Genomic DNA, 26,203 nt, shown 5'->3' with positions numbered 1-26,203 from the left:
GCTGCTCAATGTAAAACCCCGATTAGACAGACTAATCGGGGTTTTACATGGCTATTTTATTTTTTACATTGCTCTGATGGCTGACCCATTTTCACATAGCGCCATAGATTATTGGCAATATCGCGCGCTTCTGCGGCATGTTCGGTTCCGACAAAAGCTTTTCTGAAAGGAGTAAGAAGAGATTCAATAATAAAGAGTTTTGGCTTCTGCTGTTGAAGTTCTTCTAAAAGGAATGTTGCAAATTCAAAACCTTCCATCGTTTCTTCCTCTGTTAGCCCCTTTGTAAAGCCCAGCAATTGTTCAATCACGACATCTTTACTTATTTGTTGATAGTTAATTACGTTTTGTATAGCGTTAAACATTTCAGCGGTAATAAGGACTTCTTTCGATTCAAGCATGGCAGGTATAATTAGGCTTATATTGCGTAATGCTACCCGTACAATTGCTTCGCGGTTTATATATTTATAGTCGGCTATTAAAACTGCGCGTAAGGAAAGATTAACCATTCCTAGTGTTTGTACAGCGCATTCATAGCTCATCGGTCTAATTTCTTCCCCAAAAACCTGTACAAGTCGGTTTGCAAGCCATTCCAATTCTTGTAAGTGATAATTCAAAAGGATTTTCTTAAGTTCACTGTCCCGTGAATGGAAAATTGATTCAAAAATTTGTACTAGGTTGTGCTCACGGTTAACGTGCATCAATACAGCAACTTGCTGTGTTAATATTTCTAAATCAGTAGGGTCTTTTCCATAAAGAAGCTCATGTCGACGATTGCTAGCTTCTTCACGCCCCTCATCTAAAATGGCAATTAAGCAGTCATTTTTAGAAACGAAATGATTGTAAAAAGTCCCCTTTGAAACTTTGGCTGCACTAATAATATCGTTAATGGATGTATCTAAAAATCCTTTTTCTATAAAAAGTTCCCGAGCTGAAGTGATAATTTGTCGTTTTTTTTTGTTCATGACCTCACCTTTTTAAATTATTATACTCGTATTCTACAATGTAAACGCTTATATATCAACGTTTTAAAATTTTTTAATCTTAATTCTTGAAAAAAGTAGACTGCGAGTATAAAATAAGTTTTATCGCAAAACAACAAGAAAGAATAGAGGGATATAAATGAATAATGACTTAACAATGAAAAAGCCCCCTTATGGCATGATTGCTATTTTGTTTGTGGGTGCTTTTGTTGCTTTTCTTAACAACACATTGTTAAATGTTGCGTTGCCAACAATCATGAAAGATTTTGGTATTACGTATGCAAAGGTACAATGGCTTGCAACTGGTTATATGCTTGTAAGTGGTATTTTAGTACCTGCTTCAGCATTCTTTGTGACACGCTTTAAAAATAGACATTTATTTATTACTGCCATGTCTATTTTTACAATAGGTACAATTATGGCTGGCTTTGCTCCAAATTTTGGTATGTTACTTGCAGGACGTATGGTGCAAGCGGCAGGGGCTGCTAGTATGTCACCATTATTAATGAACGTAATGCTGACTAGCTTCCCGAAAGAAAAACGTGGAGCAGCAATGGGTATTTTCGGTTTAGTTATGATTGCAGCACCGGCGATTGGCCCGACATTATCGGGTTATATCGTGGAACATCATGATTGGCGTATGCTGTTCCAAATGATTATACCATTTGCGATTATTAGTCTGCTATTTGGTATTTGGAAATTAGATAACATTATGGAAACACGTAAAGTGCACTTAGATGTTCCTTCCGTATTATTATCAACAGTAGCGTTTGGTGGTATTTTATACGGTTTCAGTACTGCGGGTGACAAAGGATGGTCTAGTCCTTGGGTTTACGGTACGATTTCAATCGGGATTATTTCTTTACTTATCTTCATCTTTAAACAATTACGTATGGATCAGCCTTTACTAGAGTTACGTATTTACAAATATCCGATGTTTGCATTAGGTTCTGCTATCTCAGTAATCATTTCAATGGCGATGTTCTCTGGGATGATTTTAACACCTGCGTATGTGCAATCAATTCGCGGTATTGAACCATTTGAAGCTGGTTTAATGATGCTTCCTGGGGCACTTGTAATGGGGATTATGTCACCTATTACTGGTAAACTTTTCGATAAATTCGGACCGCGTATTTTGGCAATCATTGGTCTAACAATTACAACAATCGCAACATTTGGATTAACAAAATTAGCACTTGATTCTAGCTATACATTCATCGTATCGATGTATACAATCCGTATGTTCGGTATGTCGATGGTTATGATGCCTATTATGACAAATGGTTTAAATCAATTACCACAAATGATGAATCCACATGGTACAGCGATCAATAATACATTACAACAAGTATCAGGAGCTATTGGTAGTGCTGTATTAGTTACATTTATGAATAACCGTACAAAAGCAACAGCTGCAGACTTAATTGCAGATGCTAAGGCACAAGCAGCGCAATCAGGTGCTGCACCTACAGCAGAGCAAATGCAACAAATGCAAGATCAAATTATGCAAACAGCTCTACTAGATGGTATTACACATTCGTTCCTAATCGCAGCATTCGTTACAGTTCTCGCATTAATACTTGCGTTCTTCTTAAAACGTGTAAAAGTTGAAAGTGCAACTGCTACAATGGATTTAAAAAAACCAACAAACTAATATCATAAAAAAGAATCCCACCAATAAGCTATTTCAGGGCTTGTCGGTGGGATTTTTTCTGTAGACTAAACTCAAATGTCTATAGTCCTTTTTTATGAAAAATTAATGTAGAAGTGATGACTACTGCCGTTGATTTCCGCTACGGTTGGGCGCTTTCCGCGGGCACATCGTAAGCCGCAACCCTCGCTAACGCGCGGTCTGTTGCGTCTTCCGTACTGTGCGTTCTGAGCAGGAGTCGCCCGCCCTCCACTTCAATCAACTTTATATGTATTGCTAGCAGTCTACTATAATGGCAACTTGGACATGGTAAACAGCTTCATAGAGAGGGGATGCTCGAGTATGACAGGACGAAAGTAAGACCAATCAAATCAAAGCGCAAGTAATTTATGAACTAAAGGAAATCTATGAAGTAGTGGAATTAATCAAAGTCGCTGATATTCCAACCCATTTTTTACAATAAAAATAACAAAAGGGATTAAGATTTCTATTCTTAATCCCTTTTGTCGACAAGCTGAAGGCATCAAGATTGATGCCTTTTTGTATAATCATTTAAAGAGTTAATTCCCTTTTTTAAATAGGGCTCCTGGCCAAAATGCATATTTGCCAAGCACTGTTGTAATAGCTGGGACAAGTAGAGGTCGCACGATAAACGTATCGAGCAATATACCAATAGCCGTCACAACCCCGAATTGTACAAGTACTTGAATTGGTAGTGTAGCAAGCACTGCGAACGTACCTGCTAAAATAAGCCCTGCAGATGTAATAACACTACCTGTATGCACAACGCCTTCTTCTACCGCTGTTAAATGATCCTTCGTTTTTCGTTTCTTCCAAATCTCTGAAATCATGAAGATATTATAATCCTCGCCAAGTGCAACTAAAAATACAAAGGCATATAGCGGAATAGAGCCTGCAATCGCCTCTGCCCCCATGACATAATGCAAAATAAGCCAACCTGCACCAAGTGCACCAAAATAAGAAATAATGACTGTAGCGAGCAAATATATAGTTGCTGTTACTGAACGTAAATAGACAAATAATAATAAAGCTATTAAAGCAATCATTGTCGGCATGATGACAGATTCATCACGCTCAGTAACTTGTTTTGTATCATATTGACTTGCTGTTTCTCCACCTATCCATACGTGCGTATCAGCGTCTTTAATACCAGTGTCTTCAAGTAACTGAACTACTTCAGCCTTCAGCTCTGGAATATGTTCTAAAGACTCTTTTGCATAAGGATTTGCATTCAATGATAATTCATATAATTGAATAGAGTTGTTTTTCGTGCCAATTTGTACATCAGAAACATTATCAATATATGAAATGTTTGCAAGCTGTTGTTGTAAATTGATATCAGTACCTTGCGTGTCAATGACTAGCTGAACAGGTGCCAGCTCACCAGGTGAAAAATTTTCTTCTATTAAAGTAAAGCCTTCACGTGACGGCATATCTTCTGGGAATGAAGATAATAAGTCAAATGTATATTGAATACGTGGTACAAAGGATGCTAATCCCCCAAGAAGCAGGACAGTAACTGCAATAACAATCCATGGCTTATGGGTTACAAAGCGTCCAATTTTACGACTAACTTTATGTGAAGGTTTATGCTGTTTTTTGCCCTTTGTTTTTGCCATTTCCTCTGTCCGTGGAGTGAATGGGAAAAAGGCTACTCGCCCTATAACAACGAGAATAGCTGGCAAGACAACAAGCGCTGCAATTCCCATTACCAACACGCCAAAGCTAAATGGAACAGCAAAGCGTTGGAATGAGCCATAATGGGCAAGACTAAGGGTAGCAAGACCTATAACAACCGTTAGGGCACTCATCATAATAGCGCCACCGGATTCCTTAACAGCGAGCTTCATCGCTGCAGCTTTATCCTCAACTTCAAATAAAACTTCACGGTATTTTGAAATTAAAAATAAGCAATAATCTGTTCCTGCACCAAATAGTAAAACTGTCATAATCGATACAGCTTGTGAATCTTTATCAATCCATCCTTGCTCTGCGAAGAAACCAAGTGTTGGGCTAATTACACCGTAAGCAAGCCCTACAACAATTAGTGGGATAATGGCAAGTAATGGAGAACGATAAATTAAAATTAATAACACTAATACAAGAAGTACTGTCGCTATCATTAATTTCACATCAGCTTGTGAGAATAAGCTAACAGCATCTGTTGCAATACCAACTGGACCAGAATAACGAACATGGAGAGCGTCACTTGTTAGGTCTTTACCCAATTGCACATTATTTGAGTCCATTGTTTTCGTTAAAGAATCTAGGCTCTCTTGTAACATATCTGTTGCAACACCTTTTTCAAAGAACACAGGTGTGACAAGAGTGGAGCCATTGTCAGATGTAGATGCAGAAAAAGCCTGTGGAGGCATTGCGTCATAAGGTGGTATGAGCGTTTGATGCTCTAAAGGATTTGTTTTAAGCTCTGCGTAAACCTTTTGGATAGCTGTAAAATCCTCATTTGTTAGGCCGCTTTCTCTATGCCAAACGAGTAATAATGGTGTCCCTGCATCATTAGGAAATTCTTCAGCAATAATTGCTGCTGCTTGCTCGGACATCTCAGTATCAGGTAAATTTTTACCCGACTCACTTTCAATACTGTTAATTTGTGGCCAAGCAAACGAGAGGACAACAACAAGTAAAACCCAGCATCCGAGTGCTAAAAATCGCCCTTTTTTACTTGCTACCATTGAGCCCCATTGCTCAAGAGGGTGTTTTTTCATGAGAAAACCTCCGTTTCGTGTAATTATTATTAATTATATATACTAGAAGGTTAATTAATCAATAAAGAAGTTTTGATATGTTATAATATGTTTAAAAGAACACATTATAAGGAGGCGATCTTGTTGAAACAATCACCGCGTGTTCTAGGAAGACCTCGCCATGATGATAAGTCTAAACCTACAAAAGATATCGTCTTAGAAACAGCAACGATGCTATTTATTAAAGAGGGATACAAAAATGTGTCCATGGATGATGTTGCGAAAGCCTGTAATGTTACGAAAGCTACGATCTATTACTATTACCCAACCAAAGGGGATTTATATACATCGGCATTAGTTGAAATGATGCATAGAATTAGGCTGCATATTGAACGAATTTTAGAACAGCCGATTCCTTTCAAAGTGCGATTAGAACAACTAATTGAAGTACATTTATCGGCAACTGTAGATATTGATATGAAGAACTTTATGCGTGAAGCTACAATTAATTTATCAAATACTCAATTAAAAGAAGTCCACACATCAGAAAATGAAATGTATAAAACGATTGAGCACTCGATGCGAAATGAAATGGAAAAGGGAACGATTCGCAACGGGAATGCTGAATTTTTTGCCCATACATTTATGGCATTGATGTCAGTGGGCTATTTTAAAGATGGTGAAGGAAAAAGATTATTTCAAACAGTGCCTTTAGCAGCGAAAGAGATAATTGATTTCTTTTGGTTATCTGTCGAAAAGTGAGAATATTTGTAGGCAATAACATTTTTTATAGCGTATTGGTTTTTAAAGGGGATTTATTTTTTGGATTATTTTACTAAAACAAACAAATAAAGAGTGCGGATAACTAAAAATTGTTTACAAATAAACTATTTTTAAAAGATTGTGCTGTAGCTGATTGAAATAATGCGTAAACAGTCTTATAATGGATGTTGTAATATCACCAAGATAAGAGATAAGGATGGAATTGTGATGCGCTTTGTGCAAAATGCAGTAAATATTGTAATAATAAATCATGAAACTCGCTTTCCAGCCCTTGTGACTGGTGTGTAAGATATCCGCTGTAAGGACTGTTAAGAAGATCGCTTAATGGTCTTTTTTACATGGAGGCAATATAAAAAATAGTATTAGTGACGGCAAAGGAGAGTTCAAAATGTCAGAAACGAATAACCAAGCACAGTCTGAACAATTAACTGTGAGTCAAGAGCAACTAGATGTACTAGACCAATTATTAAAGCCTGAGGTGCAAGAATCTCTAACAACTTTAGTTGAGCAATTACCAAAGCTAACTGAAATGATGACTTTATTAACTAAATCATATGAGTTTGCTCAAGCTGTTGCAACTGATGATGTATTAAAAAGTGATACTGTTGGCGCTGTAACAGAAATGGCTGCACCAGTAGTAGGATCAGCTAAGCAACTTGCTGCGACTGCTATTGAAGCAAAAGAACGTGCTTCTGAAAGCAATGAAGTAATCGGTTTATTTGGTCTTGTAAAAATGATCAAAGACCCACAAGTTCAAAATGTTTTCCGTTTTGTAAATGCATTTTTACAAGTAAACGCTGAACGTAAATCTAAATAAGGCCGAGATATATTCAATTCGTAAGGACGGAGGATTAATTAATCATGTCAAAAGAAATCGTCATCTTAGGTGCTGGTTACGCGGGTGTATTAACTGCATTAACAGCACGTAAGTATTTATCAGCTGATGAAGCTAAAATCACTGTAGTAAACCAATTCCCAACTCACCAAATCATCACTGAACTTCACCGTTTAGCTGGTGGTACTATTGCAGAAGGTGCAGTAGCTTTACCGCTTAAAAAAATCTTTAAAGGTTTAGATATTGATGTACAAATCGCTAAAGTAACTAAATTCAATGTTGATACTAAAAAGGTTGACCTAGATAATGGTTACACTTTATCTTATGATACATTAGTTGTTTCTTTAGGTAGCCAAACTGGATTCTTCGGTATCCCAGGATTAGAAGAAAATTCAATGGTACTTAAATCAGTTAACGATGCAAACAAAATTAACCGACACATTGAAGATCGTATTAAAGCATATTCACAGTCAAAAGACGAAGCAGATGCAACAATCGTTATCGGCGGTGGCGGTTTAACAGGTGTTGAGCTTGTTGGTGAAATCGTGGACAACTTCCCGAAAATCGCAGCAAAACACGGCGTAAACTTTGCAGATCTTAAAATTAAACTAGTTGAAGCAGGTCCTAAAATTTTGCCAGTACTTCCAGATGTACTTATCGAACGTGCAACTGAAAGTTTAGCAAAACGTGGTGTTGAATTCATCACAGGTACTCCAGTAACAGGTGTTGAAGGTAACGTTATTTCACTTAAAGACCGTGAGCCAATCGTTGCTAATACATTTATCTGGACTGGTGGTGTAGCTGCACTTCCAATGGTAGCTGAATCAGGTCTTGCTGCTGATCGTGGCAAAGCAACAATCAATGAATTCCTACAATCTACATCACATGAAGATGTATTTGTAATCGGGGATGCTTCTGTTGCATTACCAGGTGATGGTGGACGCCCACTTTACGCTCCAACTGCACAAGTTGCTTGGCAAATGGGCGAATGCGCTGGTTACAACTTATTCGCACAATACAAAAACCAAGAGATGAAAACATTCTCTGCGGTTAACTCTGGTACTCTTGCAAGCTTAGGCCGTAAAGATGCAGTTGCTACTATCGGTGCAAGCAACACACAACTTAAAGGTCTTCCTGCAACACTTATGAAAGAAGCGTCTAACATTCGCTATCTTACACACATCAAAGCGCTATTCGGCTTAGTGTATTAATTTTCAATAAATAACTAAATGAAATGCCCCGTAGATGTTTAACGTTAAACATTTACGGGTTTTTTTTATGGCTAAATTTGCGCTACAAGCTACTTTAAAATGGAGGAAAGATAGATTTGTTTTGAAGATAATTTTTGAGCTCGGTTAAGATAGTCTGGCAGGTGATAATCGACTCCAGTGTATTGTTCTTTATTTCGAGTGAGTGGTTTGCATTTTCTACGATAGTAAGCTGATGTGAAGTTAGTTGGTTCAGCCTTTCATTAGAAAAATGAGGGTCAGCAGTTCCAATTGCTATGAAGCTATGTCGATTTACTAAATTTTGCATAGTATGTTCAAAGGATAGTGGTGGTGTTAATAGTACATAGTGTGAAGGTATAATGGCCTTCTGTTGCATATAATAGTCGGCGATTGGCATCACACCAAGCGACTTTCCAATATAAACAACTTCTTTGTAAGCCTTTGTGTGTAAATAATATGTAACGATAGATTCGACATTGTTATAAACCATTTCTGAAATAGCTTCTGGTGGCTGATTGAACTGCTGTTGCTCAAATGTATAAAAAACTTGGACAACATCATAGCCTAAGTCTAGCATTAGTGAAGTAGAGTAATGCATTAGCGGTTTATCATAGTTATAGCCTGTACCAGAGAACATAAAGCAAATTTTATCACTATTCATATTAAAAAAATTGTAAGCAATATCGTTGTAAGTTTCTTTACTAGGCTTGATTGTCATCGTAATCCCCCTTAAATTAGAAAAATGTGAATATTTCACTTTTTATATATAAAGTTAGTTATAATTTTAATATAACAGGAAGGAGGTAGATTATGAAGGCTATTACAATAAATGGTTTTGGACCGCCGTCTGTTCTAACAGTGGTGGATTGTCCAAAACCGATGATTGCAAAAGGGGAAGTGCTAATACGTACGTCCTATACAAGTGTAAATTTTGCTGATGTTAAAAATCGAACAGGAAATAAAGCAAAAGCTAAATTTCCTATGATACTTGGTTTAGATGTAGCTGGTGTTATAGAAGAGGATTTTAATGATAGCAGTGATTTTAAAAAAGGGGACCACGTTATTGCTTTTCCAAAGAATGGTGCTTATGCACAATATGTTGTAGCAAATGAACAGCTAGTCTTTCGTATTCCGAATGGTGTACCTCTTGAAAAGGTAGCAGCTATACCGACTGTTTTATTTTTATCCTATATGTTAACACATCAAATTACACAAATTGGTACAGAGGATAGCGTTTTAGTTCATGCTGCGTCAGGTGGAGTAGGGACAATGCTTATACAAATGGCAAAAAAGCGTGGGGTTAAGAAAATTATAGGAACTGTTAGCTCTATCGAAAAGGCAACCATTGCTTATGAGCTAGGCGCACATCATGTTGTGACATATTTTTAGTGCCCAAGTTAATGAGTATACGGATGGTCTTGGTGTCGATGTTGTTTTCGATTCAATTGCAGGAACGATTACAGAAGAGAGTTTAAAGTGTTTAGCGCCATACGGAACTCTTGTGCAGTTTGGTAATAGTAGCGGTAAAGCGGGCAATATTAAAACATCTGATTTACATAGTAGTTGCCGCAATGTAAAAGGCTTTAGCCTAGGAACGACTCGGGCTTTAAAGCCGGAACTATTACAACAAGTAGCTCCAGATATTTTTACACTATTACAGGATGAAAGTTTCCAAGTGCCGATAGCAGCAGTGTTTGACTTAGAGGACATGGAAAAGGCGCATGAGTTGATGGAGAGCCGCCAGCATCAAGGGAAGATATTAATTAAAATTGTGTGAGTGACTGGCACTTAGCTACGCAGAAACATTGTAAGCCGCAACTGTCTCTGTCGCGCCTTTTGTTGCGTCTTACTTTGCTGCGTTCCCTCAGGTGAAAATAAATTGTTTGAGAATTGTGTGAGTGACTGGCACTACTTTAGTTTTTCGTATATTCTTCTTTTTCGGTAAAGCATGATTCCTGTTTCTGCTACATCTTGCATCATACCTTTATTAGCGTATGCTCCGAAAATCATACCTGCTATCGGAACCATTTGGAAAAGCTTTTTCCAGCCCATTTGATCACGATAAGTGAAGAAAACTTCCTGCCAACCTTGAAGCTGTGAAATCATCTTGTCGGATACGTTATTATTGTCGTGCATGGATGAAATTTCTTCTAAAATAGCTTCTTTACCTACTATATCAGCGGAGGTAAATTGTAGGCACTTCACAATGAAAATACGTTCCATTTTATCATTAGGGTCAAAGCCATGAATAATTGCAATTTCTTGCAGCGTTTTTAAAGCCATTCCTAATATAAATGGGATATCAATCGCCAATGTGAAAATGCCGCCAAAGCCAGTAGAAGCCCCTTGAACTGTTGCCAATTTCACGCGTTCTTTTTGCAGCTTCTCACTTAGAGCAATCATCTCCTCTAAAGGAATGTTACCGATATCAGAGATTGTAAAAATATTTGGATACAAAGAATTATTACGGATTTTTAGAATCATCATTTGCTCATTGATTAAATATTTACCTCCTGATTGAACATAGCTCCCAAGCTCATCAACAAGTAAAGCTAGTTTTTGTTGAATAAAGGTAGGGGTCATCTTATCTAAAATTTTAAAAGGAATACGCCCTAATCTTTCCCAAAACCATAATCCTTTTTGGTCCTTTTCCCACGCTTCAATTTCTTGTAAATAAGTTTGTAATTGCTCCTGATTCTCCATTTATCTATTCCCCTTGTGAGTGCATTTAGTTACAATACGTAAACTAGTTTAAAAAGTTTCAAGTTCATACGTATCTATTGCCATACAGAAGCAAGTAAAGTAATGCCCTCATCAATTTGCTCAATTGACAATCCACCATATCCAATAATAATCATGCCATGTTGAGTTGGGTGTTGAAATGAAGTAGAACAAGGATAGACATTGACTCCTACTGCATGGGCAAGTTGAATAGCATTATGCTCTGACAATCTTTTTGGCAATTTCACAATAATATGTAGCCCAGCATTTTCACCGATAATTTCAAATTCCTTAGAGAATTGACTACGAAGAGTTGCAAGTAACGTCTGCTGTTTTTTTCGATAGATGGTACGCATTTTTGCTAAATGTTTATCGAATAAGCCTTGCGCAAGAAAATCTGCTAGTACAAGCTGATCTACCTTTGAGACGACTGACTTTTGTTCTTGATGGAAGCGGGTAAATGGCTCTACTAGTGATCTAGGCAAAATCATATAGCTAATACGTAGAGAAGGAAGAAGTGTTTTTGAAAATGTGCCAAAGTAAATGACCCGCTGTAGCTGATCCATGTTCGCGAGTGAAGGGATTGGTAGGCCCTTATAACGAAATTCCGAATCATAATCATCTTCTATAATAAATGCATTATTTAAGGTTGCCCATTGTAACAGTGCCGCACGGCGTTCAATCGACATAATCATACCTAGTGGAAATTGATGTGCTGGTGTTGTGTATAACATGTGAATAGCTTTTTTAGGTACAGTAATGCCTGAGTTATCCACAGAAATCGGGTGCGTTAGTAAACCACATTGCTGTAAAGTTGCCCTTACTCGTTTAAAACCTGGTTCTTCTAAACCGACTTCGGTTTGTGGCCCGAAGTAATGGCATAGAGCCTGTAGTTGGCTTTGTGTACCGCTATAGACAAATACTTGTGATGCATCACAAGTAACTCCTCTAGAGCGTTCAACATAGTGGGCAATCTCTTGTCTTAATGTAGTTTCTCCTTGCCACGGACTTGTTGATAAAACATCCACAGTAAAGTGTTTTTTCATTAGCTTATGAAAGGCTTGTAGTGGGAAAGCAGCTTTATCCACATGCCCAGTATTAAAATCAAATTTCACTGTGTCATTCGTTTGCAAGGAAACTGTATCTTTTGTTTGAACTTGCTGAAGCCATTCAAACTCAAATGGTGCTATATAGTAGCCTGAGCGCTCTTTACTGTAAATATAACCTTCTGCAAGCAATTGCTCATAGGCTTCTTTAATTGTATGAACACTGACATTTAATGTTGTTGCAAGCATACGTTTTGAAGGTAATTGTTCATGTGCTAAAAGTTTCTGTAAAAGAATACCTTGTTTAATGCTTTCATAAACCTGTACATATTTAGCAATATGTCCGGAGAACGAAATTGCTAGTTCCATCATCTATTACCTCCTTGGTATGGTCATAATTTTAAAAATTGGTTATATCCATCATATCAAAATTCCGGTTTAATAAAAAAAAGGAGTGAAGGTCAATGAGATTCAGCATTTTAGAAAATGAAGTCGTATTATTAAAACCATTAGTAAAAGAGGATGTACAAGGAATACTTACAGCAGGAAGTTATCCAGAGATTTGGTCATATCTGTCCACAGCGATAGAAAATGAAACGGATGTGCATAACTTTGTGGAAAATGCATTGTCCAACAAAGATAAAATGGTGGAGTTTCCGTTTGTAATTGTGGATAAGCTTTCAGGACAGATCATAGGTTCAACCAGCTATATGGACATAGATTATAAGCACAAACGTCTGGAAATAGGGACAACGTGGCTTACTCCTGCATTTTGGCGAACTGCTGTGAATACCAATTGTAAATATTTATTACTAAGCTATTGCTTTGAGGTTCTGGGGCTACAACGGGTCCAAATTAAAACAGATCATGAAAATATACGCTCTCAAAAGGCAATTGAACGTATAGGGGCAACGAAAGAGGGCATTCTACGCAATCATATGGTACGTAAAGACGGTTCTGCTCGGCATACGGTAATGTATAGTATTACGATAGATGAATGGCCAGAAGTAAAAGCTCGAATCGAACATTTATTGGTATTGGGCTAATTAAAAGTCTTTCTCCATTTGCTTTAGTTACTAAAAACAAGTAAAAAAATGGATATTTGCTAGTCTTATAATCTAGTTTTTGGCAAATTATGTGTGAGTAATGGTATTCAAGGGTAGATTACTTAAAATCTATTTTTGAAAAGTGGGGGAAAAGTATGTTAAAGCCGAAATTAACATTACGACAAATTTACGGTGATAATGCTGTGTATACACCTCGTACACCATATAGCGATAATCCGTGGATGATGGATGATTGCCATAAACTAGATGCATTAACAGCAAGGGAAGTCGCCATCGCGGATATTCCTGTTTTAGTGCACCGTGCGACGCAAACGGAGAAGGCTAAAAAAATACATGAATTAGCGGGTTTAACATGGGTAGATCAGCCGTATACGTATGAAACACAAGAAGAATATTTAGCGCAATTAGATGCATGGTGTGAAGAAGGTAAGACGATTGTTTGTCAGTATTTACATGACGCAGAGCATATGAACCGTAATTGCTATTGGATGGATGCCGCCAAATTTAATGAGCTAAATACAAAAGCATATATTGATCATTTAATTGATAGTAAATACGTGCCTAGCCGTTTGAATATCGAACTATATAGATTATCGGATGCAATGAAAAATTGGAAGCCACCTGTTGTGCTCAAACCTGGAGATGATTCGCCTACTTCTGGTGGATACGGCGTCATCATATGCCAAAGTCAAGATGAGTTAACAGAGGGTTTACGTCAATTTCGAATGAATGGGACGGAAAGTATTATTATAGAAGAGTTGTTACAGGCAAAAGATAATTATAGTTGTCAATTCGTTTATTCTGAAGAGCTTGGTATACAGTATTTAGGTGCTTCTCAACAGATGACAGATGACAATGGAATTTATGAGGGGAATGTCATTGTAGAAAAAGTACCAGATAAAGTGATTGAAGTAGGTCGCCATATAATGGAGCGTGGCGTGGCAGAAGGCTTTGTTGGTGTAGCGGGGTTTGATTTAATCGTAACAGAGGCAGGAGATGTGCAGGCGATTGATTTGAACTTCCGCCAAAACGGCTCTACCTCTATGTTAATGTTTCATGAAGCATTAGGTAAACCAGTTAATAAATTTGCTTCCTATGCATCAAAAGGTGCTGAGGATAATGAAGCATTTTATCAAAAGATTGAACAATTTATAAAACAAGGTATTCTATTCCCATTAGCTTTTTATGATGGGGATTATTTTGAAAACAAAGTAGCATCGCGTTATGTTGGTATTTGGTATGCGGATTCATTACAAGAAATCGAAGAACTTGAACTGCAATTGCTTTAATGGAAAATTGTTTGAGTGCCTGGCACTTTTCCGCGGACACACCGTAAGCCACAACCCATGCTGTCGCATGGTCAAGTTGCAGCTTACATTGCGTGCGTAATGAGCAGGAGTCTACGGGCATTTTCTCTGACAAGTTACAAAATACATGATTTGTGTGGAAATTGTTTGAGTGCCTGGCACCCTGTTAATCTACCATTCTTTTTTTATAAACAAATCCAGTAACAATCCAAGCTGCTATTGACCAAGCAATAATAGTAACGATAGGAATGATATAATCCATCGAAGAGTAGTTACCTTCTAAAGCTTCTGCTAAAAGTACTAGTTGGGCACTTGGGAGCCACTTTGCGATTTCTAGCACTGGATAGACAGAAGCTAAAGTTAGGGCGAACGGTCCAAATGAGAAAATAAACATAACAGGCAACACGATAATAGATGCTTCCATAATTGTTTTTGCAAATAATCCACATAATGTTCCTAAGGCGATATAGAAAAAGATAGAGAGTAATAGGGCGATAGCTAATATGAAAAGATTTGCTGGCTCGTAACCAACAAGGAAAATCGACAAGCCTACTACAACAATCGTCACAATAGAGACGAACAAGCTTTTACCTATTAAAATATCTCCAAGTGAAGCAGGAGAAAGCATTAAACTTCGAAGTGTATTTTTCTCCTTTTCTTCTGCAATTAAACAACATTGTACATAGGCAGTAACAACTGCAAACACTAAATTTATTGGTAAAAAATAAGCGTCGATACTATTTGTTCCGATTTTGTTATAAGCAAAAGCTAAAATAAGGGGTAAAAAAATCATAACGGAGACTGCGTAATTTCTTGAAAATTCCTTGTAGTCCTTCATGAAAATAGCTTGAATACGTGTTATTGAGATGTTCATATTAGATCACTCCCTGTTATTTGCATAAAAATATCGCCTAAAGTTGGCTCATTTGTGTATATACGTGCAACGGCATTTTTTTGCATCCAATGAAATAGTTTCTGCGCATCCTGATCGCCATTTTGAATCGTTTCAGATTGGCCATTTTTCAATTCTACAGTAATTGTTTCATCTCCAAAATCTTTTTTTAATTGCTTCGGTGAACCGATTGCACGAATTTTCCCTTGATGTAAAAAGGCAACACGATCGCACAGTATTTCTGCCTCACTCATATCGTGTGTTGTTAAGAAGATTGTTGTTCCGAGTTCATTTAATTTCCGTAAGCCGTTATAAATATGCTGCGTATTCACGGGGTCAAGTGCAGATGTTGGCTCATCTAAAAATAACAATGCAGGTTTATGCATAATGGCTCGAGCTAGTGTGACACGTTGAATCATGCCCTTCGATAACTGACTAACTTTCTTTTTACGTTCTGGGTAAAGATTAACAAAATCTAAAGCGTCTTTTACTGCTGTATGAGGTAATTGATACAAATTACTATATAGTAATAAATTCTCTTCAATTGAAAGCCGTGTATACAGCCCGCTATTATCCGTCAAAATACCAAAGCGCTGACGATTTTGGCTATATTTCATTTCACTAGCAGGGCGATTAAATAATGATACATCTCCCGCAGTTTTTTCCGTTTGCGCGGTTAATATTTTAATAGTAGTTGTTTTACCGGAGCCGCTTGGACCAAGGAAACCAAATATTTCTCCCTTTTTAATAGTAAAGGAAACATCCTGTAATGCAGCCTCCTTATTAAAGACCTTTTTTAAATGTTGAACATCAATAATTGTCTCCATGTGTAAACCTCCTGTGGTTGTTGATATCCTCACTTTAAAGCACAATGGAGAAGTAAACATTAAATTACAGGTGAATGGCGGAAAAATGGGCTTCAATGGAGTAATATTTAGCTGACAGGAGTCGTTTATTTCCTGGGAAATCTACTATATTCCGAGTATTTCTTTCAAATCTGCTAGTTTATTTTTCGACAAAGGAACAACAGTTTTTTCGTTGCTATTTAAAGCAAGACTGTAGCTATTGCGGGTCCAAGTAATAATCTCACGAACCTTTTGCAGGTTAACGATATAAGAACGATGACTTCTAAAAAAGCCGAATGGTGTCAATTTTTGTTCTAAATCATTAAGGGACAATGCGCATGGGTAGGCTTCATTTGCAACAAAAACGCTCACAACACCTTCCACACTTTCAATGTAATCTATTTCTGGTGGATTAAATAAAATGATTTTGTCATTTTTCTTTGTTGGGATTTTATCAAGCCTTATAGGTGCATTTTCGTTAGGTGTAGGAACTGTTTCAATTTCATCCTCTTTTACATCGAGTGTATGCAAACCTAATGCATCCAATCTATATATTTCGTCGCACGAAATAATCAAATCCTCTAAATTGTTTGAAAGTAAAACAACTGATTTTTCTTGTTTTTGAAGTGCCATCAAAAGCTTGAGAACATTTTGTTTTGAAAATTCATCTAAGTTTTGAAGGGGTTCTTCTATTATTTGAGTAGGTGCTAAATTTAGATATGTATGTAACAATTTTAACCGTTGTTTTTCCCCATGTTGAAGTTTAAGTATTGTATTATTCCTTTGATCAGACAAAGAAAACAGCTTTAAAATTTCCTCTTTGTTGTGTAGAGGCGCTGTAAACAGTTTCATAGAAAAATGGATATACTCGCCTACTGTTAGTCGTTCGTATAATGCACTTTCACGATTATGCGTGTATGTCTTTTCTTGCTTTGTAAACCATTGCATTAAAGTATTAATTTTCGTTACATCTGTGTAGATGCCTACAATAGCCCCTATATGCAACGGAAGTTGGAAGCTTGGAAAAATAACATTTCCTGATTCCGTGTAAGGGTCGATTTCTAAAAGCTGTGGTTGATTCAATGTGATAGCCTCCACCTCGTAAAAGATTTTATAAAAATTTTTTTATATACGTCTGCGCCAGCATAGCACTTTCTTGATGAAAAGAAGCGTTATAACGATCCATAAATCCATGTTTCCCTGGCAATTGAATAGTTTGTACAAAGTGTTGATGCTCTAGTGCATGACTTAATTCTTTGACATTGAAACTAACCTCATGACAAGGTAGAAGCATCAGTGTCGGGCAATTTGGTTGCAAATCAAGATATTGGCGAATACGTGAGCCGTAGACGCAAACAACACGATATAACGGCAGCGTAGCAAGTCGCCAAGCGAGTGTTGCGCCTACACTATAACCGATTACTATAACTTTTTCATATTGTTGTATGGCAGTACTTAATTGTGTAAAAAGTATTTTCAAAGGAGTATCGAAGCCAATTTCATTAGTGAAATACTGGTAAGCTTCTTTTTCCTGATTATAAGTAAAGCTTTTTTCATCTGTGTAAAGTTGCACACATTCTACCTCGGTTTGCTTATCCATAAAGGCACATGCCTGTTCTCGAATAAAATCATTTATCCCATAAATTTCATGTAAAATAAATATTTTTCTATTTTTTCTATTCAATTGAAACTCCTTTTTTGCTTTTTCAAATAGTGTATCAAAAAGTAATTATCTCGTACATTTAATCCATTAAAAGTAAATTTTTGGTTTGGTCATTTTTGTGGTAACAAAGTTTTATATCAATAAGTAAATTTCTCACACGATTCAAATGTTTATAATTGGGAATTGTTTTAATAGCAGTTGTTTTAGTGGATTTAGGAAATGAAAAATGGAAAAAAATAATAAATTATAGTTATTTTAAAATAATATTTTTGTGATGAAAAGTAGGGGGTATATTTCAAATGCTGCTTAAAAAAAAGAGTAACGTAAGTGTTAGTATAAGAAAAAATTTTTTGACTTTTTTGAAATAACAATGTAAAAATAACTTTATCTTTATTCGGCGATTGTTTAGGTGAGAGGATGAATGGAAGTTCGCCTTCACAATGGGCTTCAAAACGCCGCATGATTTATATGAGGAGGATGATGGAAATGGAATACCAAACAATTGAAGTGAATGGTAGTGCATTACATTTTGCAGATTATCCAGGTGAGAAAGGGACTATTATTGCCGTACATGGTTTAACCGGCAACCATATGCAAATGCATTATTATGCTGAGCTTTTGAAAGGCGACTATCGTTTTATTTCGGTTGACTTAAAAGGGCGTGGTAATAGTGCACCAGCACCTGCAAATACAGGTATTGAGTTACATACACAAGATGTATTAGCTTTGCTTGATGCATTAAACATTGAGAGCCCGATATTAATGGGTTACTCAATGGGAGCATTTATCATGGCGAATGTTGCGAGTAAACGAAAAGATGTAAAAGGGGTCATTTTACTTGATGGAGCAGCAACTTGTACAGATCATCAACGCCAAATTGTTGAACCATCACTAGGTCGAATTAGCAAGCTGTATGACTCAGCAGACGCGTACATCGAGGAAATAAAAGCGATTTATGGTCGCCTAGGCGTTGAATGGACAGATCATTTAGCAAGCGTAGGTCGTTATGAGATTGCAATACAAGATAATCATTGGGAAAATAAGTCTGACGAAGAAAAAATTCGTTTAGATTTCCAAAGTTTTTATGACTACAAGCCTGCAAATGTTTTTGAAAAAGTGGAATGCCCAATACTTTTAATTCATTCAACTGGTGGTATTGGAGCAATGCCCGCATTATTTTTAGCAGAATCTTATACAGAAACACTCAAATATGCCAAAAATATTTGGAAATTCACATCAAATAGTAATCATTACACTTTGGTTTTTGAAGAAAGAAAAGATGTTAACCGTGTAATACTGCGGTTTTTAGAGAGTTTCTAAAAAAAGAGTTGCAGTTTTTAAAATTTTATGCGAATAATTAAATAACAAATATTTAATGCCTATCGAGCAGCTTTAGAAAAACGACCTTTTTCTACTTTCCCTGCTTGACTGTTGGCTACACTTTTCTAAACGTACGGTACATGCCGTCTTTTGGGGAAGTGTGGCCTTTTTTTATTCGAATTTAACAAAAAGGGGATTTGTTGGATGTCTACAGGATTAGAGTATTTTAAAAAAGTTTATGATGTAGTACCTGAATGGGTGCAAAAAATGCATGATTATAATCCAGCAATGCTAGACCACTATACAGCACTTCGTGGAGCAGCAATGGCACCTGGTGTACTTTCTGTAAAGGACAAGGACATTTTGTTAGTTGGCATGAATGCTGCAAGACATTATGCACGTAGCATGGTGTACCATACAAAAGGCGTAATTGATGGTGGTGCTACACTCGAAGAATTAATTGAGTACTTACTCGTAGCTTTTAACTATGGTGGGGAAAAAGCATTACAGATTGGCTTGCAGTCTTTTGACTATGCGTTAGAGCTAACGAATACGAGTGCAGACAAAATTTCACATGATGCTTCAGCAATTGATATTGTGCGCTATTACAGTACATTTGCTTCGACAGATAAAAGTAAGGCGTATTTTGAGAAATTGTTAAGTTTTATTGTTGCAAAAGATGAAAACGCTTTAAAAGTTGCGTTACTAGATAGCAATGTTGTATCAACGCAAATGAAACATATCCTGATGACAGGAATTTACACAACAGTATTGAAAAATGAGGAAACAGATTATTGGGCTAAAAAATCACGCGAAATAGGTGTAGAAGAAGCAGAATTAGCAGAGCTAGGCTATATTTGCCTATTAACAGCTGGCATTCCTTCTTGGTTTGAAATTAGTGATGCGCTTATCCAAAAGTAATGGAGTGAATACAATGAAAATTTATGAATCTGTAGAACAGGCTTTATCTTGCGTTGAAAGTGGCCAAACAATAATGGTCGGTGGTTTTGGTTTAGTAGGGGGCCCACTCACTTTAATAGATGCACTAGTAGAGTTAGAGGTCAATGATTTAACAATCATAAGCAATAACTTAGGAGAAAAAGGTAAGGGTCTTGGAAAATTGCTAGAGCAAAAGAAAGTAAAAAAGGCAATTGGCTCTTACTTTACTGGTAATCGAGATGTTGGCGAAGCATTTCAACGTGGAGAGCTTGAAATTGAATTATTACCCCAAGGTACGTTAGCTGAATCGATTCGAGCTGGTGGTGCAGGTATTGGTGGTTATTACACAAAAACTTCTGTCGGAACTGACTTGGCGAAAGGTAAAGAAACAAAAATAATTAATGGTGAAGAATACGTTTTTGAGGAAGCGTTAAAGGCGGATGTCGCAATTATTCGTGCACATAAGGCAGATAGACTTGGAAATTTAGTGTATTACAAAACTGCGCGTAATTTTAATCCGATTATGGCAACTGCGGCCAAGACAGTCATTGTTGAGGTAGATGAAATTGTAGAAGCAGGCGAACTAAGCAGTGATGATATCATTACTCCGCATTTATTCATTGATCGAGTGATTGTAGCACAGAAGATTTTAACGAAGGAAGGCGTTGTGGAGAATGGCTAATCCAATTCAGGAGCTAATAGCAAAAAGAGCTGCAAAAGAAGTTGCAAATGGACAAATTATTAATTTAGGTATTGGTATCCCTACACTTGTTGCAAAGTATGTAGAAAATGACAATGTTCACTTTCATACAGAGAACGGCATGCTCGGAGTAGTAGGTGTAGATGAGGAGGATATTGATCCGAATGTAGTGAATGCTGGAAAAATGCCAGTTGGAGAAGCTATTGGATCATCCTTTTTTAATAGTGCAGAATCATTTGGCATGATTCGAGGGGGTCATGTGGATGTAGCCATCTTAGGCGTACTACAAGTAGATGAGCAAGCACGTATCGCCAATTGGGCAGTACCAGGGAAAAATATTATTGGTGTTGGTGGTGCAATGGATTTACTAATCGGTGCACAAAAGGTCATTGTCACGATGACGCATACATCAAAAGATGGGAAAAGTAAGATTTTAAAAAATTGCACTTACCCAATTACCTCAACACGTAGCGTGGATACGATTATTACTGAATTGGCTGTTTTTAACTATATAGATGGACAGTTACATTTGGTTGAATTAATGCCTGAAGTTACATTACAGCAAGTAGAGGCTAGCACAGAAGCAAGTTTTGTCAATGCGTTGAAATAGGAGGGAAATAGCATGAAAGAAGTAGTTATTGTAGAAGGTGTTCGAACAGCCATAGGTAAGTTAGGGGGCTCATTAATCAATGAGACAGCAGATGTTCTTGGTTCAACAGTTATTCGTGAACTCCTAAATCGTACACAGCTAGATCCCACTCTAATAGATGAAGTGATTTTGGGACAAGCAAAACAAAGTGCAGATCAATCCAATGTTGCACGCCTTGCATCTCTACGTGCCGAGCTACCAATTACCGTTCCAGGTTATACAGTACATCGCCAATGTGGTTCGGGCCTACAATCCATTAACAATGCGGCACAGCAAATTGCTCTTGGCTATAGCGATATTATTATCGCAGGGGGAACAGAATCCATGAGTACAGCCCCATATTACTTGCGAAATGCTCGTTATGGATATGGCGTTGGTAATGCTGTCATGTTAGATCCGAATACAGAAAGTCAACCAGGCTCACAACCGTTTGAAGTTTATGGCATTTCAACGATGGGTGAAACAGCAGAAAATTTAGCCGAAAAATATTCGATTTCTCGTGAAGAGCAAGATGCATTTGCACATCTTAGTCAAGAACGTACAGCTAAGGCCATACAAGAAGGTTATTTTGACAAACAAATTGTACCTTACGAAGTGAAAAAACGAAAATCAATCGAAATTTTTGAAAAAGATGAGCATCCATTTTTAACGAGTAAAGAGAAGTTAAGTACGTTAAAGCCTGTATTTCGTAAAGGTGGAACAGTAACAGCGGGCAATAGTAGTGGGCGTAATGACGGTGCAGCTGCATTGTTAATCATGTCGAATGAAAAAGCTATAGAACTAGGCTATAAGCCTAAGGTGAAAATACTTGCTCAAGCAGCCGCAGGTGTAGATCCATCTATAATGGGAATCGGTCCAGTTCCAGCTACATTAAAAGCATTGAAGCAGGCAAATTTATCAATTCAAGATATTGATATTATTGAGCTAAACGAAGCCTTTGCAGCCCAATCTATCGCAGTTATCAATGAACTAGGGTTAGATATTAATCGAGTAAATCCAAACGGTGGTGCTATTGCAATGGGCCATCCTATTGGGGCAACTGGTGCCATTTTAATGACAAAACTTATTCATGAGCTTGAACGAACAGGCAAGCGTTATGGCTTAGTAACATTATGTATCGCAGGGGGACTTGGTGTTTCAACTATCGTTGAAAACTGCCAAGCGTAAAATAACACCGAGTACATGACTCGGTGAAGGTGCTTAGCTATCTTTTTGAATTTTTTCAAGGTATCTTTTTTGCGCAGACTGTAGAGCTACTACGACTGAACCACTTGATGGGGCATAATAGTGCTCATCTACACGAGCAATTAATTCATCAATATTGGCCGTAAGATCAAAGCCAATTAGCATACGTTTAAAGAAATCTTGTGCAAGATCAGTAACGAATGTAAATTCTGCATTAATAATTTTATGACTTTGTTGATCGATTTCTAACACAATGCCGGCATGTTTGTACATCTCGTACATAGACGTGCCTTGGGGTGCCTTAGCATAAGCGGTCACTAAAATACTAGTTAATTTTTGCAAGATAATGCCCTCCAACATGTAAAGATTGTGATTTTATTTTATCATGTTTACACGTTAAAGAGCTAATTCCAAAAATTACTTAGGAGAACACATCAAGGGGGAAATTGTATGGAAAAGTTAACGAATTTTTTCACAAATGTAATGAAAAAGTATTTACCAGATCCATTTGTATTTGCAATTGGACTTACATTATTAACGTTTGTATTGGCTCTACTAATTGAAGATATTAGTTTTGTGGATCTAACAACTGCTTGGGGTGGTGGCTTTTGGGATTTACTAGCATTCACAACACAAATGGCCGTTATTCTTGCAATGGGTTATGTATTAGCTACAGCACCTATAACTGACAAGTTATTAAATAAAATTGCAAGTATGGTCCATACGCCAAAAATGGCAATTATCGTGGCAACACTCGTTGGGGGTATCGGTAGTTATTTAAACTGGGGTTTTGGTTTGGTAATTGGTGGGATTATCGCCAAAAAACTAGCATTAAAAGTTAAAGGGGTCCATTATCCGCTGATCATTGCAGCTGCATATTCTGGATTCACTTTCTACGGATTAGGTTTATCTGCTTCTATTCCAATTTTAATTTCAACTCCAGGTCACTTCTTAGAAGATGCTATGGGTTTAGTTACATTATCAGAAACAATTTTTAGCTTACCAATGATTATTACAACAGTTGTTTTGTTAATCACATTACCTTTATTTAATGCGATGCTACATCCGAAAGATCCTAAAAATGTTGTGGAGATTGATCCAGCATTATATGCAGATCAACCAAAAGCAAAATTAAACCTTTTGGAAGACAATACAATAGCAAATAAATTAAATAACAGCCGCATTTTAGCTTACGCAATTGGTGTGTTAGGGCTGATCTATGTAGTAATCTATTTCACAAATGGTAATTCATTAAACTTAAATATTTTAAACTTTATTATTTTATTCATAGGAATTATTTTACTAGGCACACCTGCGCGTTATGCTGAGCACTTAGCTGACGGGGTTAAAACAATTTCAGGAATCATACTGCAATTTCCATTCTACGCGGGGATTATGGCTATCATGGCTGCTTCTGGTTTAGTGGACACAATTGCGAAAATATTTGTTGACTTATCAAACGAACATACCCTACCGTTTTGGGGATTAATTAGCTCTTTCTTCATTAACTTCTTTGCACCATCTGCAGGAGGACACTGGACAGTACAAGGTCCATTTATGATTGAGGCAGCAAAAGAATTAGGTGCTTCCTTATCAGAAACATCAATGTCCGTTATGTTAGGGAATGCCTGGAACGATTTAGTACAACCATTCTGGATTTTACCAGCTCTAGCGCTCTCTCGCTTAAAGTTAAAAGATATTATGGGCTTTCTTGTTATGATCATGTTCTTCGTGGGTGTTATTTACATTATAGCAACGTTAGCTTGGTCATATTTACTTTAGAAATTAAAGAGTAAAGGTTATAGGATTTCAGCAAAAAATTCGCTAAACTTCTGTGGAAAAGCGAGCCAAGCGAGCCTCCGCAGATGCTTTAGCATTTGTGAGGCTTGCGGTTCGTCCACTGAAAGAGAGCGAATTTTTTGCATTGAAAGAAGCACGCGAATCGCCGGAAAGACAAGAGAAACCGCCGATAGAAGTTCTCGAATCGCCGGAAAGACAAGAGAAATCGCCGATAGAATCACGTGAATCGTCGGTAAACCCGCGGAAAGCGCCCGCCGTAGCGGACAGCAACATATGTCAAATAGCCATAACCTGAGGGGGAAATATATATGTCCAGCATGTATCAAGCACTCCTAACAGAAGGTGCTTTAACCAAAAGAGAAAAAACATTGTTACTTGTAGGATTATTTGCAGCAAGACGTGAGGAAAAACAAATGCTTTATTTCGTAGAGCACGCAGTTGAAGCGGGCAATACTGTCGCAGAAATTGCAGAACTAATTGCATCAGCCATTATTTCTAGAGGTATTCCTACTTGGTTATCTGGGATTGAAGCCATTTCTTATGCAATTCTGCTGTCAGGAGACGCACAGGCCGCTGAAAAGTGGAAAGAGGTTGATACATTTTCCTCACAGCAGGAATGTATTGATTATTATCAAGGGGAGTTTGATGTATTACCTACATGGATTCAATATTTAGTAGATTATGCACCGGATACTTTATTAAAATATAGCAATTTGCGCACAACTTCTTTACGAGATGGGGCAGTGTCCAGATTACTGAAGGAATTATTACTGTATGCTATAAACGTTTGTGATGCCTATGAAAAAGGCATTCTAATTCATAAAGCAAATGCCATTTCACTTGGGGCAAGTGTTGATGGTTTAGCTGAGGTGAAAGCGTTATGTATTTATGCAGTAGGACTACAAGTAATTTGGAATGATGAGGATAGTAAAGCTTAAAGAAGGAGAACTAACAATGCAAAAAGTACTAATAATTGGCGGGGGCTTTATGGGCTCGGCTATCGCGAAATATTTTAACCAATATAACGTAAATGTCTATTTATATGAGCCTAATATAGAAAGATTACAGCAATTAAAGCAACAATCAGATTTACAAAAAATTACTTTTTTACAACAACTGGAACAAATCGATGGTTTATCATTTGTCTTTGAGGCGATTGTTGAAAACTTGCAAGCTAAACAAGCTTTATTCGAGCAACTGGATTCATTTTATGAAAAAGAAGTTACGTTTTGTACCAATACTTCAAGTTATCTAATTAGCGATATTGCAGTAAAAATGTTGCACAAAGAACGCTTAATCGGGACACATTTCTTTTCTCCCGCACATATTACCCCTTTAATAGAAGTAGTTCCTAGCACTTTTACATCACAGGAACGAGCAAATGCTACTATGGAATTTTTACAAAGTGTTTGTAAAAAGCCTATCTTATTGAAACGGGAAATTGAAGGCTTTGTAGCAAATAGATTACAAAGTGCACTGGCAAGAGAAGCGATGTCTTTAGTTGAGAAGGGAATTGTAACAGCTGAAGAGTTAGACTTTATTGCTAAAATGAGCCTAGGTGTACGGTTAGCCAATACAGGGCCACTTGAGCAACGGGATATAAATGGTTTAGACACGCATTATGCCATTGTCGAACATGTATATCCAACTTTAGAGAATGGTACGAAACCACTTGCGATACATCATGCGAAAATAGAAGCTAAACAATATGGTATGAAAACCAATCAAGGCTTTTACGATTGGTCATCCATCGATAAACAACAATATTTAGCGCAAAAAGAAAAGACACTAATAGATATTATTAAGTTGGTTCAGTAGAGATTCAATATAAAGGCAGCAAATTTGAAATGAGAATAGGAGTAGAT

24 protein-coding genes and 1 pseudogene are annotated in these 26,203 nt (G+C 37.1%); 15 read left to right on the top strand and 10 right to left on the bottom strand.

The features are described 5' to 3' along the window. Nucleotides 1-56: 56 nt before the first annotated feature. Nucleotides 57-962: a TetR/AcrR family transcriptional regulator gene (locus ACQKNX_RS17560; RefSeq protein ID WP_427429991.1), complete on the bottom strand. Its 906-nt coding sequence runs from the start codon at nt 960-962 to the stop codon at nt 57-59. Nucleotides 963-1,119: 157 nt separating this feature from the next. On the opposite strand from ACQKNX_RS17560, the gene ACQKNX_RS17555 reads away from it, so the two are divergent. Next, nucleotides 1,120-2,634: an MDR family MFS transporter gene (locus ACQKNX_RS17555; RefSeq protein WP_427429989.1), complete on the top strand. Its 1,515-nt coding sequence runs from the start codon at nt 1,120-1,122 to the stop codon at nt 2,632-2,634. A gap of 557 nt (nt 2,635-3,191) precedes the next feature. Here ACQKNX_RS17555 and ACQKNX_RS17550 read toward each other — a convergent pair. Further along, nucleotides 3,192-5,378, bottom strand: a complete 2,187-nt coding sequence (locus ACQKNX_RS17550; RefSeq protein WP_427429988.1) for an MMPL family transporter — start codon at nt 5,376-5,378, stop codon at nt 3,192-3,194. A 123-nt stretch (nt 5,379-5,501) separates the two neighbouring features. On the opposite strand from ACQKNX_RS17550, the gene ACQKNX_RS17545 reads away from it, so the two are divergent. From ACQKNX_RS17545 to ACQKNX_RS17535, 3 genes are all read left to right on the top strand, one after another. Beyond that, nucleotides 5,502-6,119 carry a TetR/AcrR family transcriptional regulator gene (locus ACQKNX_RS17545; protein WP_427429987.1) on the top strand — a complete coding sequence of 206 codons (618 nt, stop codon included), beginning with the start codon at nt 5,502-5,504 and terminating at the stop codon, nt 6,117-6,119. 409 nt (nt 6,120-6,528) lie between these two features. Then, nucleotides 6,529-6,957, top strand: a complete 429-nt coding sequence (locus ACQKNX_RS17540; protein ID WP_427429986.1) for a DUF1641 domain-containing protein — start codon at nt 6,529-6,531, stop codon at nt 6,955-6,957. Between the two features lie 44 nt (nt 6,958-7,001). Further along, a complete protein-coding gene (locus tag ACQKNX_RS17535; protein ID WP_427429985.1) occupies nt 7,002-8,186 on the top strand; it encodes an NAD(P)/FAD-dependent oxidoreductase in 1,185 nt (394 codons plus the stop codon). 94 nt (nt 8,187-8,280) lie between these two features. Here the strand turns inward: ACQKNX_RS17535 and ACQKNX_RS17530 are convergent, their stop codons facing one another. Continuing rightward, complete coding sequence (locus tag ACQKNX_RS17530) at nt 8,281-8,922, bottom strand: hypothetical protein (protein WP_427429984.1); 642 nt, start codon at nt 8,920-8,922, stop codon at nt 8,281-8,283. 92 nt (nt 8,923-9,014) lie between these two features. Here ACQKNX_RS17530 and ACQKNX_RS17525 point away from each other — a divergent pair. Beyond that, nucleotides 9,015-9,981: pseudogene (locus ACQKNX_RS17525) on the top strand (quinone oxidoreductase family protein). Between the two features lie 131 nt (nt 9,982-10,112). Here ACQKNX_RS17525 and ACQKNX_RS17520 read toward each other — a convergent pair. Together ACQKNX_RS17520 and ACQKNX_RS17515 are read right to left on the bottom strand one after the other, a co-directional pair. Then, nucleotides 10,113-10,907, bottom strand: a complete 795-nt coding sequence (locus ACQKNX_RS17520; RefSeq protein WP_427429983.1) for an EcsC family protein — start codon at nt 10,905-10,907, stop codon at nt 10,113-10,115. A gap of 74 nt (nt 10,908-10,981) precedes the next feature. Continuing rightward, the gene (locus tag ACQKNX_RS17515; protein ID WP_427429982.1) at nt 10,982-12,343 is read right to left on the bottom strand and encodes a PLP-dependent aminotransferase family protein; all 1,362 of its coding nucleotides are present in this window, start codon (nt 12,341-12,343) and stop codon (nt 10,982-10,984) included. Between the two features lie 92 nt (nt 12,344-12,435). Between ACQKNX_RS17515 and ACQKNX_RS17510 the strand changes: the two genes are divergently transcribed. After that, nucleotides 12,436-13,017: a GNAT family N-acetyltransferase gene (locus tag ACQKNX_RS17510; protein WP_427429981.1), complete on the top strand. Its 582-nt coding sequence runs from the start codon at nt 12,436-12,438 to the stop codon at nt 13,015-13,017. Nucleotides 13,018-13,172: 155 nt separating this feature from the next. Then, a complete protein-coding gene (gene ldmS, locus ACQKNX_RS17505; RefSeq protein WP_427429980.1) occupies nt 13,173-14,327 on the top strand; it encodes an L-aspartate--L-methionine ligase LdmS in 1,155 nt (384 codons plus the stop codon). 184 nt (nt 14,328-14,511) lie between these two features. Here the strand turns inward: ldmS and ACQKNX_RS17500 are convergent, their stop codons facing one another. The 4 genes from ACQKNX_RS17500 to ACQKNX_RS17485 form a co-directional block, all read right to left on the bottom strand. Continuing rightward, on the bottom strand, nt 14,512-15,219 hold the full coding sequence (locus ACQKNX_RS17500) for an ABC transporter permease (protein ID WP_427429979.1): 708 nt from the start codon (nt 15,217-15,219) through the stop codon (nt 14,512-14,514). Further along, on the bottom strand, nt 15,216-16,064 hold the full coding sequence (locus tag ACQKNX_RS17495; RefSeq protein ID WP_427429978.1) for an ATP-binding cassette domain-containing protein: 849 nt from the start codon (nt 16,062-16,064) through the stop codon (nt 15,216-15,218). The genes ACQKNX_RS17500 and ACQKNX_RS17495 overlap by 4 nt, the downstream gene beginning before the upstream one ends. A 144-nt stretch (nt 16,065-16,208) precedes the next feature. Beyond that, nucleotides 16,209-17,165, bottom strand: coding sequence for a LytTR family transcriptional regulator DNA-binding domain-containing protein (locus tag ACQKNX_RS17490; protein ID WP_427429977.1), 957 nt, complete (start codon nt 17,163-17,165; stop codon nt 16,209-16,211). Nucleotides 17,166-17,193: 28 nt separating this feature from the next. Further along, nucleotides 17,194-17,766: a dienelactone hydrolase family protein gene (locus tag ACQKNX_RS17485; protein ID WP_427429976.1), complete on the bottom strand. Its 573-nt coding sequence runs from the start codon at nt 17,764-17,766 to the stop codon at nt 17,194-17,196. Between the two features lie 465 nt (nt 17,767-18,231). Between ACQKNX_RS17485 and ACQKNX_RS17480 the strand changes: the two genes are divergently transcribed. The 5 genes from ACQKNX_RS17480 (at nt 18,232) to ACQKNX_RS17460 (ending at nt 22,520) form a co-directional block, all read left to right on the top strand. Beyond that, nucleotides 18,232-19,065 carry an alpha/beta fold hydrolase gene (locus ACQKNX_RS17480; protein ID WP_427429975.1) on the top strand — a complete coding sequence of 278 codons (834 nt, stop codon included), beginning with the start codon at nt 18,232-18,234 and terminating at the stop codon, nt 19,063-19,065. 204 nt (nt 19,066-19,269) lie between these two features. After that, a complete protein-coding gene (locus ACQKNX_RS17475) occupies nt 19,270-19,986 on the top strand; it encodes a carboxymuconolactone decarboxylase family protein (protein WP_427429974.1) in 717 nt (238 codons plus the stop codon). A gap of 13 nt (nt 19,987-19,999) precedes the next feature. Next, nucleotides 20,000-20,686, top strand: a complete 687-nt coding sequence (locus ACQKNX_RS17470; RefSeq protein WP_427429973.1) for a CoA transferase subunit A — start codon at nt 20,000-20,002, stop codon at nt 20,684-20,686. Continuing rightward, complete coding sequence (locus ACQKNX_RS17465; protein ID WP_427429972.1) at nt 20,679-21,314, top strand: 3-oxoacid CoA-transferase subunit B; 636 nt, start codon at nt 20,679-20,681, stop codon at nt 21,312-21,314. The genes ACQKNX_RS17470 and ACQKNX_RS17465 overlap by 8 nt, the downstream gene beginning before the upstream one ends. 12 nt (nt 21,315-21,326) lie before the next feature. Beyond that, nucleotides 21,327-22,520 (top strand): thiolase family protein, encoded by a 1,194-nt coding sequence (locus tag ACQKNX_RS17460; RefSeq protein WP_427429971.1) that lies wholly within the window; start codon nt 21,327-21,329, stop codon nt 22,518-22,520. Between the two features lie 33 nt (nt 22,521-22,553). On the opposite strand, the gene ACQKNX_RS17455 is transcribed toward ACQKNX_RS17460, so the two are convergent. Beyond that, entirely contained in the window at nt 22,554-22,880 is a 327-nt protein-coding gene (locus ACQKNX_RS17455; protein ID WP_427429970.1) for a DUF3870 domain-containing protein, read from the bottom strand. Nucleotides 22,881-22,988: 108 nt separating this feature from the next. Here ACQKNX_RS17455 and ACQKNX_RS17450 point away from each other — a divergent pair, with 108 nt between their 5' ends. The 3 genes from ACQKNX_RS17450 (at nt 22,989) to ACQKNX_RS17440 (ending at nt 26,156) form a co-directional block, all read left to right on the top strand. Then, nucleotides 22,989-24,320, top strand: a complete 1,332-nt coding sequence (locus ACQKNX_RS17450; protein ID WP_427429969.1) for a short-chain fatty acid transporter — start codon at nt 22,989-22,991, stop codon at nt 24,318-24,320. Between the two features lie 326 nt (nt 24,321-24,646). Further along, on the top strand, nt 24,647-25,276 hold the full coding sequence (locus tag ACQKNX_RS17445) for a carboxymuconolactone decarboxylase family protein (RefSeq protein ID WP_427429968.1): 630 nt from the start codon (nt 24,647-24,649) through the stop codon (nt 25,274-25,276). Nucleotides 25,277-25,292: 16 nt separating this feature from the next. After that, entirely contained in the window at nt 25,293-26,156 is an 864-nt protein-coding gene (locus tag ACQKNX_RS17440; RefSeq protein ID WP_427429967.1) for a 3-hydroxyacyl-CoA dehydrogenase NAD-binding domain-containing protein, read from the top strand. The last annotated feature ends 47 nt before the right edge of the window (nt 26,157-26,203 follow it).

The sequence above is a fragment of the Lysinibacillus sp. NPDC093712 genome (assembly GCF_050280025.1).
Taxonomy (GTDB): domain Bacteria; phylum Bacillota; class Bacilli; order Bacillales_A; family Planococcaceae; genus Lysinibacillus.
This window is presented reverse-complemented; position numbering and strand designations above follow the sequence as displayed.